The 16944-nt window shown below is 60.1% G+C and carries 19 protein-coding genes; 15 read left to right on the top strand and 4 right to left on the bottom strand.

The genetic code is table 11. The annotated features are described in order from the left end of the window. Positions 1-365: 365 nt before the first annotated feature. Genes N2601_RS34130 through trbI form a run of 12 tightly spaced genes read left to right on the top strand, consistent with a single transcriptional unit; the run spans position 366 to position 10690 of the window. Positions 366-1004 carry an acyl-homoserine-lactone synthase gene (locus N2601_RS34130; RefSeq protein ID WP_260306190.1) on the top strand — a complete coding sequence of 213 codons (639 nt, stop codon included), beginning with the start codon at positions 366-368 and terminating at the stop codon, positions 1002-1004. Further along, positions 1001-1972, top strand: a complete 972-nt coding sequence (gene trbB, locus N2601_RS34125) for a P-type conjugative transfer ATPase TrbB (protein ID WP_260306189.1) — start codon at positions 1001-1003, stop codon at positions 1970-1972. Before N2601_RS34130 ends, trbB begins: the two co-directional genes overlap by 4 nt. Then, positions 1962-2366, top strand: coding sequence for a conjugal transfer pilin TrbC (trbC, locus tag N2601_RS34120; protein WP_260306188.1), 405 nt, complete (start codon positions 1962-1964; stop codon positions 2364-2366). Before trbB ends, trbC begins: the two co-directional genes overlap by 11 nt. Next, the gene (locus tag N2601_RS34115) at positions 2359-2658 is read left to right on the top strand and encodes a conjugal transfer protein TrbD (RefSeq protein WP_260306187.1); all 300 of its coding nucleotides are present in this window, start codon (positions 2359-2361) and stop codon (positions 2656-2658) included. Before trbC ends, N2601_RS34115 begins: the two co-directional genes overlap by 8 nt. Positions 2659-2668: 10 nt before the next feature. Then, complete coding sequence (locus N2601_RS34110) at positions 2669-5131, top strand: conjugal transfer protein TrbE (RefSeq protein ID WP_260306186.1); 2463 nt, start codon at positions 2669-2671, stop codon at positions 5129-5131. A 16-nt stretch (positions 5132-5147) separates the two neighbouring features. Further along, positions 5148-5912, top strand: a complete 765-nt coding sequence (trbJ, locus tag N2601_RS34105) for a P-type conjugative transfer protein TrbJ (protein ID WP_260306185.1) — start codon at positions 5148-5150, stop codon at positions 5910-5912. Continuing rightward, entirely contained in the window at positions 5909-6136 is a 228-nt protein-coding gene (gene trbK, locus N2601_RS34100; protein WP_260306184.1) for an entry exclusion protein TrbK, read from the top strand. The genes trbJ and trbK overlap by 4 nt, the downstream gene beginning before the upstream one ends. Next, positions 6130-7320 (top strand): P-type conjugative transfer protein TrbL, encoded by a 1191-nt coding sequence (gene trbL / locus N2601_RS34095; protein WP_260306182.1) that lies wholly within the window; start codon positions 6130-6132, stop codon positions 7318-7320. Before trbK ends, trbL begins: the two co-directional genes overlap by 7 nt. Before the next feature lie 17 nt (positions 7321-7337). Next, a complete protein-coding gene (locus N2601_RS34090) occupies positions 7338-8015 on the top strand; it encodes a conjugal transfer protein TrbF (protein ID WP_260306180.1) in 678 nt (225 codons plus the stop codon). 16 nt (positions 8016-8031) lie between these two features. Next, complete coding sequence (gene trbG, locus N2601_RS34085) at positions 8032-8886, top strand: P-type conjugative transfer protein TrbG (protein WP_260306178.1); 855 nt, start codon at positions 8032-8034, stop codon at positions 8884-8886. Continuing rightward, positions 8886-9362, top strand: coding sequence for a conjugal transfer protein TrbH (trbH, locus tag N2601_RS34080; protein WP_260306176.1), 477 nt, complete (start codon positions 8886-8888; stop codon positions 9360-9362). The genes trbG and trbH overlap by 1 nt, the downstream gene beginning before the upstream one ends. Before the next feature lie 11 nt (positions 9363-9373). Then, positions 9374-10690, top strand: a complete 1317-nt coding sequence (trbI, locus tag N2601_RS34075; RefSeq protein ID WP_260306175.1) for an IncP-type conjugal transfer protein TrbI — start codon at positions 9374-9376, stop codon at positions 10688-10690. Between the two features lie 303 nt (positions 10691-10993). On the opposite strand, the gene N2601_RS34070 is transcribed toward trbI, so the two are convergent. From N2601_RS34070 to N2601_RS34055, 4 genes are all read right to left on the bottom strand, one after another. After that, positions 10994-11638 carry an FAD-dependent oxidoreductase gene (locus tag N2601_RS34070; RefSeq protein WP_260306174.1) on the bottom strand — a complete coding sequence of 215 codons (645 nt, stop codon included), beginning with the start codon at positions 11636-11638 and terminating at the stop codon, positions 10994-10996. Positions 11639-11699: 61 nt separating this feature from the next. Further along, on the bottom strand, positions 11700-12032 hold the full coding sequence (locus tag N2601_RS34065) for a cupin domain-containing protein (RefSeq protein WP_260306171.1): 333 nt from the start codon (positions 12030-12032) through the stop codon (positions 11700-11702). Positions 12033-12109: 77 nt separating this feature from the next. Then, a complete protein-coding gene (locus tag N2601_RS34060; RefSeq protein ID WP_260306170.1) occupies positions 12110-12757 on the bottom strand; it encodes a FadR/GntR family transcriptional regulator in 648 nt (215 codons plus the stop codon). Between the two features lie 96 nt (positions 12758-12853). Then, positions 12854-13579 (bottom strand): GntR family transcriptional regulator, encoded by a 726-nt coding sequence (locus tag N2601_RS34055; protein WP_260306165.1) that lies wholly within the window; start codon positions 13577-13579, stop codon positions 12854-12856. A 320-nt stretch (positions 13580-13899) separates the two neighbouring features. Here N2601_RS34055 and N2601_RS34050 point away from each other — a divergent pair, with 320 nt between their 5' ends. From N2601_RS34050 to N2601_RS34040, 3 genes are all read left to right on the top strand, one after another. Continuing rightward, on the top strand, positions 13900-14901 hold the full coding sequence (locus N2601_RS34050) for a DODA-type extradiol aromatic ring-opening family dioxygenase (protein WP_260306164.1): 1002 nt from the start codon (positions 13900-13902) through the stop codon (positions 14899-14901). A 112-nt stretch (positions 14902-15013) separates the two neighbouring features. Further along, complete coding sequence (locus N2601_RS34045; protein ID WP_260306163.1) at positions 15014-15838, top strand: alpha/beta fold hydrolase; 825 nt, start codon at positions 15014-15016, stop codon at positions 15836-15838. A 28-nt stretch (positions 15839-15866) separates the two neighbouring features. Next, entirely contained in the window at positions 15867-16940 is a 1074-nt protein-coding gene (locus tag N2601_RS34040; protein WP_260306162.1) for a substrate-binding domain-containing protein, read from the top strand. Positions 16941-16944: the final 4 nt, after the last annotated feature.

The raw sequence follows: 16944 nt of genomic DNA, 5'->3' as shown, positions 1-16944 counted from the left end.
GACGTCCTCTCGTACACACGGTAATTTTCGTAAACACAGCAATTTACCGTCGATAGATCACCCGATTCCGCAGGATGTTGCAAGATATTTAAGGTTAACGAAAGGTTAACAGGCAGCATGCTTTAACCTGTCCATTCCACGATTCATCGTTGGATTTCCGGTGGTTGCAGCAATTTTCTCGCTGTGGCCGCTCTTAGCTGATGTGCAGATTTGCACATGAAATCAACGTTTCCCGATAGCGATTGCGATCGAAAATCGCTCCTTGAACACCCGACTCAGTAGAATCACCGGGTGCAGATCTGCACATAGCCACACGCTGAACGAGATGTTTTCTCTCCGCATCGTTTGTTGTTGCGGAGATCAAGATGCTGATTCTGACCGTCTCGCCCGGCCAATATCAACACCAGAGCCACTACCTGAAGCAAATGCACCGGCTTCGCGCCGAGGTGTTCAGAAATCGTCTGGAGTGGGATGTCGCAATCGAGGAGGGCGGCGAACGGGATCAATACGACGACCTCAGCCCGACCTACATTCTCGCGACCTTCGGTGGGCAGAGGGTGGTCGGCTGCGCGCGGCTTTTACCCGCATCAGGCCCGACCATGCTGGAGAGGACGTTTCCGCAATTGCTGGCAGCCGGCTCCCTCAGCGCCACCGCGGCAATGGTCGAAAGCTCACGCTTCTGCGTTGACACGACATTGCCGACGGGGAGGGCAGGGGGCCATTTGCATCTCGCGACGCTCACCATGTTCGCCGGCATCATCGAATGGTCGATGGCAAACGGCTACGACGAAATCGTCACGGCGACCGATCTTCGCTTCGAGCGCATCCTGAAGCGCGCCGGTTGGCCGATGACGCGACTGGGCGAACCCGTCGCGATCGGCAACACCGTCGCCGTCGCCGGACATTTGCGCGCCAACCGAATGAGCTTCGAACGGGTCTGCCCGCCAGGATACCATTCGATCATCGCCGACGATAACGGCCGCCCGTTGAGGAGCGCCGCGTGACCCAGCTTCGCTCCCATCCGCGCCTTGTCCGCAAACTCCAGGACGCACTCGGCGACCAGCTGTGCGTTGCCCTCGATGACGCGACGGTCGTCGAGATCATGCTCAATCCCGATGGTCGACTGTTTATCGAGCGGCTCGGTCATGGCGTAGCATCAGCCGGCGCAATGACGCCTGCCGCCGCCGAAGTCGTGATCGGCAGCGTCGCCCACGCCCTGCAGTCAGAGGCTGACGATGAGCGGCCGATCATCTCCGGCGAACTTCCTATTGGAGGACACAGGTTCGAGGGCCTGTTGCCACCGGTCGTATCCGGGCCGGCATTTACAATTCGGCGGAGGGCATTGCGCCTCATACCTCTCGACGATTATGTGGCGGCGAAAGTGATGACCAAAGCCCAAGCGTCCGCTATCCGCAGCGCGATCGATTCCCGCATGAACATTGTCATCTCAGGCGGGACGGGCTCCGGCAAGACGACGCTGGCCAATGCCATCATCGCCGAGATCGTTGCCGCCGCTCCCGACGACCGCATGGTCATTCTCGAAGACACCGCCGAAATCCAGTGCGCCGCCGAGAACGCTGTCTCCCTCCATACCAGCGATACGGTCGATATGGCCCGGCTGCTGAAGAGCACGATGCGCCTTCGACCTGACCGTATCATTGTCGGTGAGGTTCGTGACGGCGCCGCTCTTACCCTGCTGAAAGCCTGGAACACCGGCCATCCCGGCGGTGTCACCACGATCCATTCCAACACCGCGATGTCGGCACTACGCAGGCTGGAACAGCTGACTGCAGAAGCAAGCCAGCAACCGATGCAGGAAGTGATCGGCGAAGCCGTCGATCTTGTCGTCTCCATCGAACGCACGGGGAAGGGAAGACGGGTCCGCGAGGTGATCCATATCGAAGGATACCGCAATAATCGCTACCAGACCGAGCATTACGCCCAGATCGACGAGGACAGCCATGTCGCGTAAGACCCATCTCATTCTCACAGTCACAGCACTGGCCCTCGTCTCGCTCGGCTCCGTGGATGGGGCACTGGCATCCTCCGGTGGTGGCAGTCTGCCATGGGAATCCCCACTCCAGCAGATACAGCAGTCGATCACCGGACCGGTCGCCGGCTTCATCGCGCTTGCGGCGGTGGCGATCGCCGGTGCTATGCTGATTTTCGGCGGGGAGCTGAACGACTTTGCCCGACGGCTTTGCTACGTCGCGCTAGTCGGTGGCGTGCTGCTCGGCGCCACCCAGATCGTCGCCCTGTTCGGCGCGACAGGGGCGTCGATCGGCGAACTTCACTCGCAGGCTAACCGGTTCGGGTATTCTCCCTCCGCCACGCTCGTTGGAAGAGGGGAGGGAGATCGTGGCTGAATCTGGTTCGGCTCTCGTGCGGTCGCGGGTTCATCGGGCGCTATCACGTCCGAACCTGCTGATGGGTGCCGATCGCGAGTTGGTGCTGCTGACTGCGCTCGCCGCCATCATCCTGATCTTCGTGGTGCTGACCTGGTACGCCGCACTGTTCGGGATCGCGATCTGGCTAATCGCGGTTGGTGCCCTGCGCATGATGGCGAAAGCCGATCCGCTTATGCGGCGCGTCTACGTTCGCCACATCTCCTACAAAGCTTTCTACCGTGCGACCTCGTCGCCGTGGCGCAAGTTCTGAGGGGGTCGAAATGGTCGCCCTTAAGTCCTTTCGTCATTCCGGTCCGTCGTTTGCCGACCTGGTGCCTTACGCCGGTCTGGTCGATAACGGCGTCATCCTGCTGAAGGACGGCTCGCTAATGGCCGGCTGGTACTTTGCCGGCCCCGACAGTGAGAGTTCGACCGATGCGGAACGCAATGAGGTCTCCCGCCAGATCAACGCGATCCTGTCGCGACTCGGATCCGGCTGGATGATCCAGGTCGAGGCCGTCAGGGTGCCGACTGCGGATTACCCGCATCACCCCGACTGCCATTTTCCTGATCTTGTCACCCGCGCGATCGATGCCGAACGACGGGCACATTTCCAGAAGGAAAGAGGACATTTCGAGAGCCGGCATGCATTGATCCTGACCTGGCGGCCGCCGGAACCACGCCGCTCCGGCCTGACCCGCTATATCTATTCTGACACCGCCAGCCGGTCCGCCACCTATGCCGACAAGGCGCTGGATAGCTTTCTCTCCTCGATCCGGGAGGTCGAGCAGTATCTCGCCAATGTCGTATCGATCCGCCGGATGATGACGCGCGAGACGTCGGAGCGCGGCGGCTTCCGCACTGCCCGCTATGACGAGCTCTTCCAGTTCATCCGCTTCTGTGTCACCGGCGAAAACCATCCGGTTCGCCTGCCGGAAATCCCCATGTATCTCGACTGGCTGGTGACGGCGGAACTCCAGCACGGGCTGACGCCGCTCGTCGAGAACCGCTTTCTCGGCGTGGTCGCGATCGACGGTCTGCCGGCGGAAAGCTGGCCAGGTATCCTCAATGCCCTCGACCTGATGCCGCTGACCTATCGATGGTCTTCACGCTTCGTGTTTCTTGATGCCGAAGAGGCGCGGGCAAAACTCGAGCGTACCCGCAAGAAATGGCAGCAAAAGGTTCGGCCTTTTTTCGACCAGCTATTCCAGACGCAATCGCGATCGCTCGATCAGGACGCCATGATGATGGTGGCGGAAACCGAGGACGCAATCGCCGAGGCCTCATCGCAGCTCGTGGCCTATGGCTATTACACGCCGGTCATCGTGTTGTTCGAGGAAGACCAGGCACGCCTGCAGGAGAAATCCGAAGCGATCCGCCGCCTGATTCAGGCCGAGGGGTTCGGCGCCCGGATCGAGACACTGAACGCGACAGATGCCTTTCTCGGAAGCCTGCCCGGCGTCTCCTATGCCAATATCCGCGAGCCGCTGATCAATACGCGCAATCTCGCAGATCTGGTTCCGCTGAACTCGGTTTGGTCCGGAAGTCCGACTGCACCATGCCCCTTTTATCCCCCGGCCTCGCCTCCGCTGATGCAGGTGGCGTCGGGCTCGACCCCATTTCGACTGAACCTGCATGTCGATGATGTCGGTCATACGCTGATCTTTGGTCCGACCGGATCCGGCAAATCCACCCTGCTCTCGCTGATCGCCGCGCAGTTCCGTCGTTATGCCGGTGCGCAAATCTTCGCCTTTGATAAGGGCGGCTCGATGCTGCCGCTGACGCTCGGGATCAATGGCGATCATTACCAGATCGGCGGCGATGCGACCGCAGAAAGGGAGGGGAGGGTGCTTTCCTTTTGCCCGCTCGCAGAACTGTCTACCGAGGGCGACCGCGCCTTTGCGGCCGAATGGATTGAGATGCTCGTGGCGCTGCAGGGTGTGACGATCACACCGGATTATCGCAACGCCATCTCGCGGCAGATCGGTTTGATGGCGGAATCTCGTGGCCGCTCACTCTCCGACTTTGTCTCCGGCGTGCAGATGCGCGAGATCAAGGATGCGCTGCATCACTACACCGTCGATGGCCCGATGGGTCAGCTTCTCGACGCCGAGGAGGACGGTCTGGCGCTGGGCACCTTCCAGTGCTTCGAGATCGAGGAACTGATGAACATGGGCGAGCGCAATCTCGTGCCCGTTCTCACCTATCTGTTCCGCCGTATCGAGAAACGCCTGACCGGCGCGCCCAGCCTGATCATCCTCGACGAGGCATGGCTTATGCTGGGCCATCCGGTGTTTCGCGACAAGATCCGGGAATGGCTGAAAGTGCTGCGCAAGGCCAACTGCGCCGTGGTGCTCGCCACGCAGTCGATCTCGGATGCCGAGCGCTCCGGAATCATCGACGTGCTGAAGGAAAGCTGCCCAACGAAAATCTGCCTGCCGAACGGAGCAGCCCGAGAGCCAGGCACACGGGAATTCTACGAGCGCATCGGCTTCAACGAGCGGCAGATCGAGATCGTCGCAACCGCCATCCCGAAGCGTGACTATTACGTCGTCTCTCCCGAGGGTCGGCGCTTGTTCGACATGGCGCTCGGACCGGTAGCGCTCTCCTTCGTTGGAGCGTCCGGCAAGGAAGATCTGAAGCGCATCCGCGCTCTTCATTCGGAACACGGGGCCGCATGGCCTCTTCAATGGCTCCAGCAAAGGGGGATCGCCCATGCCGATACACTCTTCCCGGCCGACTAGACCAGCCCACCACGCGATGATCGCGGCCGTCCTTCTCTCGAGTACCGCGCCGATGCCAGCTGTGGCGGGTGGCGTGACCGGTCAGGCGACCGAATGGACGCAGCTCGCCAACAACGCCGAACTGATCTCGTTGGTCGGCAAATCTGCGGAGCAGGTCAACAACCAGATTACCCAGATCTCGCAGCTGGCCGAGCAGATCCAGAACCAGCTCAAGATTTACCAGAACATGTTGCAGAACACTGCGCAGCTGCCGAACCATATCTGGGGCCAGGTCGAAAGCGACCTGCAGAACCTGCAAAACGTCGTTAACCAGGGGCAGGGCGTCGCCTTCTCGATGGGCAACATCGATGATGTGCTGAAGCGGCGCTTCCAGAGTTTTTCCGAGATGAAGAGCAACCTGCCGGATGGCGCGAGCTTTTCCTCGACCTACCAGAACTGGTCCGACACCAATCGCGACACGATCGCCGGCACGCTTAAGGCCGCGAACCTGACGGCAGAGCAGTTCTCCAGCGAGGAAAGCACGATGTCGTCGCTGCGCTCCATGTCTGAATCGGCCGACGGGCAAATGAAGGCGCTGCAGGTGGGCCACCAGATCGCCGCCCAGCAGGTGGCACAGATGCAAAAGCTACGCGGTCTCGTTTCCCAGCAGATGACCATGATGGGCACTTGGTTCCAGTCGGAACAGGCGAGACAAGACCTGGCGCAGGCCCGACGTGAACAGTTCTTCGGTGGGAGCGAGCGGGATATCCGCGGTGGACAAACGATGGAGCCTCGGTGGTGAGCCCGCGCCTGATCATTATCCTCGTGGTGGTAAGGATCGTCACTGCGGGTGGCGCTGTCAGCTGGATGCTGATCCATCCCGAGCCGACCTCGATATCCGGTTCAGGTGCGGCCGCAACCGGTCGCGCCTCCGATGCAGAAAAGCGCCAACACCGCGAACAGTTCTTTGGCGGTGATACCACCCGCGATATTCGCGGCGGCCAGGAGATGAAGCCACGATGGTAGCAGCGCCTCCTTCCCGCAAGTTTGAACTTGCTTTCATGGCAATCGGAATTGCGCTGATCGCCACCACCCCCGCCTTCGCGCAACAGGGTCAGGTGCTGACCACTCTGGAGAACTCGGTCGTCACCGCCGCCAAGGGCTGGGAAACGACCGTGATGAATGCTGCGCGGTCGCTGTTCTGGATCCTCGCCGGGATCGAGGTCGGCATCGCCGCCGTCTGGCTGGCGATCAATGCAGCCTCGCTCGACAGCTGGTTCGCGGAACTCGTCAAGCGCATCATGTTCATCGGTCTCTTCGCCTTTATCCTCAACGAAGGGCCAGCGTTCGCCAAGGCCGTGGTCGACAGCCTCTATCAGATCGGCGCCGGCGGTGGTTCGGCCTCACCGGCCAATATCTTTGATGCCGGCATTCGCGTTGCGACGAAAATGTCGGAGCAGGCGAAGTTCGGCGTCTTCGAGGACAACGCGCTGGCGATCGCTGCCGTCTTCGCCATGGTGGTGGTTGTGGTGTCGTTCTCGCTCGTTGCGGCAATCTTCGTCGCCGTCATGGTCGAGATGTATGTCGGCCTGCTCGCCGGCATGATCATGCTCGGCCTTGGCGGCTCGTCCTACACGAAGGATTTTGCCGTCAAATATCTGGTCTACGCCTTCTCGGTCGGTATGAAGCTGATGGCGCTGGTGATGATCGCCAAGATCGGCTCCGACATCCTGCTCGGTTTGGCCGAAGCGCCGACGGCCACCTCCGAACAGTTCATCACGACGCTTGCTATCGCCGGGATCTCTGTCGTGGTCTTCGTCATCGCCATGTATGTCCCACCGATCCTGCAGGGCGTAGTGCAGGGTGCGTCGGTGAGCGGCGGGATGGAAGCGATCCGGCATGGCGGGCAGGCCGCATCTGCCGCATTGGGCGCCGGGTTCCTCACGATCGGCGCTGCAAATCGGGGATTTGAGGCAGCAACGGCCGCAAGGGCAGGCGGATCATCTTTGGCAAGTGCTGCCATGCGCGGCCTGGAAGCCGGAGTCGGTGGTGCTGCCGGCGCAGTCGGTTCCGCTGCCAAAGACAAAGCGATCAGTTCCCCCGGCGCCTATGCGGGGTCGCTGCTCGGCCTTGCCAATGCCAAGCTCGATCAGCAACCAGGGCGTCCCGGCACACCGCCTCCACCTCCGCCGATCAATGACAGCAAATGACTGGAGGAACATGACCGATGGCCGGACAGAACCCGCTCAACAATCCCGATACTGGCAATCCATATATCGCGGCACGTAGCGAATGGAACGAGCGCTACGGCTCGTATGTGAAAGCGGCCGCCGCCTGGCGCATCGTCGGCATCACCGGCATGACCATGGCGGTGATCGGGTTTGGCTATGCGCTCTACCAGAGCACGCAGGTCAAGCTCATCCCCTACATCGTAGAGGTCGACAAACTCGGCACGGCCGTCAATGCCGGATTTCCGCAGCAGATCGAATATGCCGATCCGCGCGTCGTACGCGCCACACTTGGCAGCTTCGTCTCGAGTTTCCGATCGGTGACGCCCGACGCCGTCGTCCAGAAGCAATACATCGACCGAACCTACGGGCTGCTTCGGACATCCGATCCTGCGACCGAAAAGGTCAATGCCTGGTTCCGCTCGAATTCGCCGTTCGAAAAGGCGAAGACCGCGACCGTGGCCATCGAGGTCAACAACATCGTCGCGCTCTCGAACCAGAGCTATCAAGTCGACTGGACCGAATTCGAGCGCGACCGCCGCGGCAAGGAAACGGCGACACGCCGCTTCCGCGGCATCGCCACCGTGACGCTGACGCCGCCCCAGGATGAGGGCGTCATCCGTCTCAATCCCATTGGTCTCTATCTCCGCGACTTCGACTGGACTGCACAGCTTTGAAAGGCATGGCCCGAGCATGAATATCAGAGACAGAAGACAACGGGCTACGCTGGCCATCGGCCACCTGGTTTTGGCAATCGTCCCCTTTACCGTCCTCGCCCCCCCGACTGCGCTTGCCGCTGATGGTGTCACCGCCAACGAGGCGAAAGGCATTGGGCTATCGACCCAATGGCGCGGGTCGAAAGGCCTGGTCACCAAAGGCGCGGATGGGAAGGTGATCTTTCTTTACGGCGAGATCCAGCCATCTGTCGTCTGCTCACCGTTGCAGGTCTGCGACATCGAACTTCAGGGCGGCGAGGTGGTGCGCGATGTGCTGGTCGGCGATACGGTGCGCTGGAAGGTCGAGCCTGCAACATCGGGTGCTGCCGGTGGTCAGGCCATCCATCTGATCGTCAAACCCTCAGAGCCCGGTCTCGTCACCTCGATGGTGCTGACCACATCCCGGCGGACATATCACATCCAGCTCAAGTCGCATCCTACGCAATATATGGCCCGCGTCGGCTTCGAATATCCCGAGGATGTTTCCTCGAAACTTGCCGACGTCAACGCGCGGCTTGAAGCCAGTACGATCCCCGGCGCCGGGGTGCCAGCGGAGCAGCTGAGCTTTTCCTATTCCATATCGGGCAGTGCCGGCTGGCGGCCGACACGGGTCTATTCGGACGGATTGAAGACATACATTCAGTTCCCTCGGTCGATCTCGGGTCAGGATGCGCCGGTTCTCTTCGTGGTATCCGGTGGCCAGAACCGTATCGTCAACTACCGCATGAAGAACAATATGATGGTGGTCGATTACAACATCGATCGCGCCGTGCTCGTCTCGGGCGTCAGCTGGAAACAACAGAAGGTGACGATCAGCAGGGGAGGGCGGTGATGAGTATTCTTTTTTCCGTGCGGCGTGCCCTGAACCAGATCCCCGGCCTTGCCGCCACCTGCACCCTCACCATCCTCCTTTCCGGATGCCAATCGATCGACACAGAAGGGCTTGTCGCCAGCAACGCGCCGCCCGAAATCTCAGGACCGGCGGCGAGCGCCATTGCAGGCGACATGGTCAGCCGCCTTGCCGAACAGATCGGGCCGGGCAAGGCAACCGTTGCCCTGAAGGCGGATACCTCCCCCTTCGGACAGGCACTGGAGGCGGCGCTGAAGGGATGGGGCTATGCCGTCGTCACCGACCAGAAGACGGATAACGGAACGACCGTCGTCCCACTTGCCTATGTGATCATGCCATTCGACGGGCAGGTGCTGGCGCGCCTTTCGACCAACAGCGTCGAACTCGGCCGCGCTTACACGGTGACGTCGACCGGTGCCACACCGGCGAGCGCGCTTTCGCTGATGCGGCGCGGGTGAGGGCGAATATCATGGTGCAATCCCTCAAACTCGGCGGCGCGCAGAACAGTCAGGCGGCATCAGGCATTCGTCGGATCAATCGTCTTCCGATCGTCGTCGTCATCGTGCTTGCAGTCGCCTTCCTCGGCATCATCTTTTATGGGCTCGCCTCACGCGGGCTCTATTTCGGGAAGGATACCGGCCCGGAGACCAGTTCCGGCGATCCCGCCTCGACCTTTGCCGATCAGATCAAGCGCGGTGTCACCGACGGCATTATCGGCGAACCGCAGCAGCAGACGACGTTTCAGCCGACACCTGTGGAGACGAAGCAGGTGGACGAAAAGGCGAGCAATCCGTTCACGAAACAACCGGAACAAAGGCAAGAGCAGCGACGCGGGCAGGACTTGGAGCCGGAAGCGGTCTGGCGCGCACGCCTCGAGCGCGAGCAACAGGAGCAATATCTGCGTGAGAGACAGCGTCAGCGCATGGCCAGGCTGCAGGCCAACAATGCGGCTTTCGATGCGCCACTCGCAATCGATCGCGGCAAGCTCGAGGCAAAGGCAGCGACCAACGATACTTCGGCCGCCAATACATCGACTGCGATCTCGACGACGGCAGGCGCTTCCGATCTCTATGCTGCCGCCTTGCGCGCCGGCCTCGGCGGCCAGAACATCGATCCCAATGGGCAGAAGAGCAAGGAAGACTTCTTCAACACGGACCTCAAGGACCTCGGCTATCTGCCGAACCGTGTTGTCCCGCAGCAGTCACTCTATGAGCTGAAACGGGGCTCGGTGATCCCGGCGACCTTGATTACTGGCATTAATTCCGATCTGCCCGGCCGCATCACTGCTCAGGTCAGCCAGAACGTCTATGACAGCGCGACCGGACATCGCCTGCTGATCCCGCAGGGCACGAAGCTATTCGGCCGCTACGACAGCAAGGTCTCGTTTGGCCAGAGCCGCATCCTCGTCGTTTGGTCCGATATTATCTTCCCGAACGGCTCGACACTGCAGATCGGCGGCATGGCAGGAACCGATGCTGAGGGCTATGGCGGTTTCAAGGACAAGGTGAACAACCACTATCTCAAAACGTTCGGCTCGGCGGTGATGATTGCGCTCATCGGAACCGGGATCGACATGGCCGTGCCGCAGAGCTCGACGCTCGCAACGCAGGACACGGCGTCAGATGCGGCGAGGCGGAATTTCGCGGAGACCTTCGGGCGTGTTGCTGACCGGACGATCCAGCGCAATATGGATGTCCAGCCCACGCTCGAAATCAGGCCCGGCTATAAGTTCAATGTGCTCGTCGATCAGGACATCGTTTTTCCGACTGTGTATGCTTCTCGATGATGACAATGTCTGCGAGCTCCGTCTTTGAAGAAAAGCTTGGAACCAAGTATACGTAGCTGTCAAAGTTCGCGGAGATTTGACCAGAAGGGGGGTGCGGATAAAAACTTGGACTATCAAGGAGGTAGTTCATGTATTCCTGAGCAGACAGACTTCGAGCAGTCGAGCCTATGCCCCGCCTACGGATAGCGAGTACATTCAGGCTGACCTGGGCCGGCTGCCGGTCGACGACAGAAGGATCCTGCTGCTCAATTTCGCCGTCGGCCGCGCTTTCCGGCAGCCAGCCCACACCCTTTCCTGCAAGAATCATTGCGCTTGAAACCTTCGGACATCGAGTTTTGAAAGGACGATCGTAGAGCGCGAAGAATTTTGCATGCGCTGCCACCGCTCCAGTGTTGCAAAGTCGAGAGCGGGCGAGAACAGGATCTTGGCCTCGATGAGATGCGGCGGCAGTGCGAACAGGACATGCGACGCCCGCTCTCTCTGCGCCGATCCGGTCGCATCAAGGTACTGCACAACGACGCCCTCGAGCGAGACATGCGTCACCTGTGCACCGAGTTCAATGCTCTCCGCCGGCAGGCCTTCTGCAAGCGCCGATATGATCGCGCCAGTTCCCCCGACGAGCCGCATCGACCGGGGCTCCTGTCGCATACCGCGATAACGCTGCGGGGCTTCACGGGCCATCCGTTGAAAGATCACGTCGCCGTCGCTGTTCTGCTCGAAGTAATGAAGGCCGAGTTGATGGACGAGGCCGCCCATTGCCGGCTGCATGCCGAGCCAGAACCAGGAGGGTCCAAGATCAAAGCCGTCGCCCGACGGTTTGCCGGTGGCGTCGACCGAGAGAATGCGGCCGCCCAGATCCAAGACGGCGCGGGCGCGTGCTTTCGTGGCCGCGCCCGGGCAACTCGTTGTGGTCGCCGCGCAATCGGACCTCGCGGTGACCGCAGCCAAGCAGACAACCGACACTGGTCATGGTAGAAATCTGCGGGGGGCGCAGGGTGCGAGACTGCTGTTATTGCTTTTGTAGAAAGTCATCCCGGCGTGGGTTGAACGTATCGATCAGAAGCCCCTCAGTAACGGCCACGACCCCATGAACGAGATGCGGCGCGACGATGAAACTGCTTCCCGGGCCGAGGCGGATCGTCTCCCCGCCGACGGTCACATCGAAGGTGCCTTCTGCGACGTAGCTCACCTGGCTGTTCAGGTGGGAGTGTAAGGGGCTGATGCCGCCTTCCTCGAAGCGAAATGCCACGAGCATGAGTTCTGGCCGCTCGCTGAGTACGGCTCTGCGGTTGCCCGGCGCGACCTCGATCCAATCAAGGTTTTCTGGAAGCGTAAAAAACATCAAATCCTCGCTCTTTCTGCAGTTATGCGGCGCTTGGGGTCGGACAACCAGATCACAATCCGGACCACCATTCTCGGTCAGGGCTGTCTGTCGATCGCTTGCTCGACGACTGCCAACGCGCTGTCGGCGTCTCTTGCCTCGATCGAATTCAATAGTGACGACAGGCAAGCCGTGCGATCCATGAACTTCGAAGTTTCAGGGAAGTCCGCCTCCGGATCATTTCGGAGCGCGGCAGCCAGGCTCGTAAAAAGATCGATGAGCAACTTGTTTCCTGAGGTTGACACTATGCGACGGTGCAGGTCCGTATCGTGTTTTTCGCGCTCGGCTAAATCCGCCCCCATCCGTCGGGGCTGGGCAAGAACACCCCGGATTTCCTGGATCTGCGAGGGCGCCGAGCGTCGGACGGCCAAGCTCACTGCCTGCTTGTAGATTGCGGCAAGCACTTCCCGCTTGTCGCGCTCGCTGTAGTGTCTAAGGTTTTTTTCGAAAGGAGCCGCTGCTGGAGAACACACATAGGTCCCCGAACCCTGCCGCGTCTCGAGCAATCCTTCCGACACGAGAACCCGCACGGCTTCTCTGATCGTTCCCCGGCTTACCGTCAACGTATCGGCAAGAACAGATTCATTTGGAAGGCGCGTCCCGATCGGCCACTTGCCGCCGCTCACCTCGGATCGCAGCATGTCGGCAGCAGTCTCGGAAATATTTCTGCGACGGATCGGACGCACGATTGTTCCCTACGGCCTTCCGGCCGGTCAGCGTTGTAGCGGCAAATGGGTCTCGCAAGATGTCTTGGACGGCTATGGCAGCAACCCGTTTGAAGATTAGGAGACAGGCTGTCGAGCCGACAGTTTTGACCGGGCCTTCGGTTTTTCCTGTGCGGCCTGGAAATGCTCCAAAATCCGGTCACGCTGCCGCTCGATGTGATTTCTTATCGTTTCGGACAAGCCTGCCAGGTCACGGCGTTTGAAGGCATCGAGAATGGAGCGGTGTTCTTGCACGATGACCATCGAACATTCCGGATAGCGGTCGTAAAGATTCTCGAACCAGTCCAGGTAGACATCGCAGTCGCGCCCGACTTCGTTCACCGCTTCATTGCGGCAAGAATGCCGGATCTTGAGGTGGAACTTATGGGAGACGCTCTTATACGTCCTGACATCATTCTGTTCGACAGCGATGGCCATCTGTTCGGCGTATCGCTCAAGCTCGTCCACGTCGTCCTCACTCGCCGACAACGAGGCGAGATAGGTGCGACCGACATCGACGATCCACCACAGTTCGAACTTCTCTCGAATCATCTCAAGGCTTGGGACCGTTATCTTGCGATCCCGCATTCCGGACCGTTGGGTGAGCCCCGCGCGCTCCAGTTCCGCCAGCGCCTCGCGGGCCGGAGAGCGGCTGACACCGTAGGTTTCGGCCAGTGCCTCTTCCGAGATGGGACTACCTGGAAGCAGTTGTCCTTGCAGAATGTCGTTCTTGACCATCGAGTATAGCTGGGAAGAGAGCTTGGATCTCTGCATTGGGCGCTTCGGACCGGTCTCTGAAACCATTCGTATCCATCCTTTAAAAGTTCATTTCGGTAGGCGCGGCTGCGCCTCCTGAAAACATAAGTCGGTTGGGTCCGCACGCCACGAGCCCGCAGGGCAACATGCACATCGACCGTCCTCCCCATTTCGCGCGGCAGCTCGCCCGTCCGCCCAAATCGTTATCTGCGATCATAAACCACTTGCAATCGCTTGTCACGTATGTATCCTGAATTCCGTATTCTGTATCCGAAAGATATGCAGATTAAGTTGGCGCTTCGCCGCCGACAACCCGCGTCATCGGGCCGTTGACCGGCTGAACGAACGCATCAATGAGGAGAAAGTTAATGGCTGAAGTTGTTTGCGCCCTGAGCATGTCCCATGCCCCCGGCGTCCTCGGATGGGCGGACGCGCCATCCGAAGCGGTTAAAAAGAGCATCCACGAAGCCCATCAGGAATGCGCTCGGCGTCTTGAGGCCGCACGCCCTGACTTGATCATCGCCTTCCTGGACGACCATTTCGAAAACCATTTCCGCAACATGATGCCGGGTTTCGCGGTTGGCATCTCGGCATCCCATAGCGGCCCGGCCGACTATATGATGGAGGCTCTCAAGTTCGACGAGAAGGTCGTGATCGAGAGCAATGTCGAGCATGCGGAGACATTGCTTCGCGGGCTCATCAAGCGCAACTTCGATGCGGCGCGCATGGGCGAGATCGAATACGGCAACAACCTTCTTGTGCCGTGGAAGCTGATCCGGCCGCAATACGACATTCCTGTCATTCCGATCTACACGAACGTGTTCTCGCCGCCGCTGCCGAGCATGGCGCGTGCATACGACATGGGTGCGGCGGTACGCGATATCGTTGAACGCGAATTGCCGACCGGCCTTCGGGTTGCGTTCCTGGCGACCGGCGGCCTGTCGCATTGGCCTCCCGTCTGGACCGAGGGTGCGCCGGAAGACGACCAGTTCCTCCAGCGCATGAAGCGTTATCAAAGCGAAGGGAAGCACGTCGCGGAGGAAGATCCGACGCTCTATTCCGACCTGGCCGCCTACGAGATCGAGATGGCCGACAAGATGCAGTGGCCGCTGCGCCATCAGCACCCGCTGGTCAACGCGGCGTGGGACCGCGAAATCATCGAGGCCTTCGGAAGAGGCGACACCGAGTATCTTCGCAACTGCACCTTCGAAAGCGTGGAAGAGGGTGGCGGACACGGTGGTCACGAGATCCTCAACTGGATGGCCGTGATGGGCGCCATGGGCGGGTCGAAGGCCGACGTGATCGGCTATGAGCCGGTCGTCGAGTGGATCTGCGGCATGGGCTACATCGCCTACGACGCAGCAGCATAGCTGCAGTCAGCCACCCAGTTGCCGAACGGTATGCGAAAGCCCGCACCGCATGCCTGTGCGGGCTTTCGCATACCGTTCGGCAACCCCTCAGCTGGCGTTTCTGGAGATAGGCATGCCTCATTTTGAAGACCGAGAGTTCTCGATTGACGGCCATCGGGTCGCCTACATCGAAGGCGGCAAGGGATATCCCCTGCTGATGATCCACGGATCCGGGCCTGGTGCATCGACATTGGGGAACTGGAGCCGGGTCCTCGGACCCCTGTCCGAGCGATATCATGTCCATGCAATGGATCTGATCGGTTTCGGCAAGTCGGACCGTAAGAAATCGGAGCCCTTCTTCGATCTCGATCTCTGGATTCGGCAATGCAAGGCGATGCTGGCAAAAATCCCCGGTGAAAAGGTCGGAATTATCGCACATTCCATTTCAGCGTCGCTCGCCCTGCAGGTCGCCGCATCTGAAAGCCGCGTCGGTCAAGTCCTGACCACCGGGGCCATGGGTGCGAAATTCACGGTCAACGAAGGTACGGTCGCCTGCTGGACGTTTCCGGAAACCCGGGCGGATCTTAAGAAAGCGATCGGGTTCCTGATCAACGACAAATCGCTGATCGACGACGCCTATCTGGACGCACGGGTAAAGGTCCTCCATGAGGATCCCACCTACAAGGACTACTTTTCGCGCATGTTTGCCGGCGATCGGCAGCGCTATGCCGATCAAGCCATCATCGACCCTTCGGTGCTGGCCCGCATCAAGTGTCCAGTGACGATGCTGCACGGGAGAGTGGACGAACCATTCCCGCCAGCGACCACTCTCAAACTTGCCGACCACATACCGCAAGCGGACGTCGTCCTGCTCGCAAACTGCTCTCACTCAGTGGCGCTTGAGCGAACGGACGCGCTGTTGTCCGCCGCTCATACGCTCTTCCCGCAACCACAATAAAATAACAACACCTTAGAGGGGTTCTACTATGGTTACTGGAATTTCGAAATATACACTCGGCTTTGCCCGCATCGCCTGTGCTGTCGTCGTTGGATCACTTTTCGCGTCGCCCACGCTAGCCGAGGAGCCCGACCGCCTGGCCGGGATCGTCGAGCCGGTCGTCGCGAAAAAGCCGCTCAAGCTCGGCGTAACGCTGGTCCATCTCAACGACGATTTCTGGAAAGGCATCGCCTACGGGATTGCCGACGAGGCAAAGCGAAGCAATGTCACGGTCGCCCAGATTTCGATTGCCGGCGCCTACGGAAACGTGACGCAACAATTCTCGCAGATCGAAACCTTGCAAAGCCTTGGCGTCGACTATGTCGTGCTCGGCGCTGCTGCTTATAAGGGTTACGATCCCCAGCTCAAGCGGCTGAAGGATGCGGGCATCGGCGTCATTGCCGCAGGCATCCCGGTCGACAGCAAGAACGTCGATTTCGGTGTCACGCAGGATGATGGAGCGATCGGTGTTGGCCTGGCCAAGGAGATCTGCGAGGCTGCCGGGTCGGACAAGGCCGGCGTCATTGCGCTACCGGGACCCGCCGGGGCCGAATGGGCGCGCTTGCGGCTCGATGGTTTAGAGCAAGCTCTCAAAGCCTGCCCGAACGTAACCTTGGTCAAGGGTGCTGTTACCGGCGGGCTTGAGCTGGAGCAGGGCCTCACCCAGGCATCGGATATGCTTCAGAAAAATTCGGACACCAAGTTCATCTTCACGCCCGTGATACCGCTTGGACTTGGTGCGGCCCAGGCAGCTCGGCAGAGCGGCATCCAAGCCCAGGTGGTTTCCGCCACCATCGTCCGGGAAGCTCTCCCGTTGATCAAGAACGACCGCTTGTTGGCACTCACGTCGGAGCCCGGCATCCTGATGGGCCGTCTCATCGTGCAGTTCGCCATTCGAGATCATGAAAAGCTCTCGAAAGGCGACGAGTTCAAGACTGAGGGCATGGCCTATCCGACGATCTTCACCAACAATGCCGTGATCACAAAGAAGAACGTCGATACCTACGGTTACGACGTCTACGACCTTCCGCCGAAGGATTGGTCTTTGAACATCAAGCAGTGACGGT

Source organism: Rhizobium sp. CB3060 (genome assembly GCF_025200735.1).
Lineage (GTDB): Bacteria > Pseudomonadota > Alphaproteobacteria > Rhizobiales > Rhizobiaceae > Rhizobium.
This window is presented reverse-complemented; position numbering and strand designations above follow the sequence as displayed.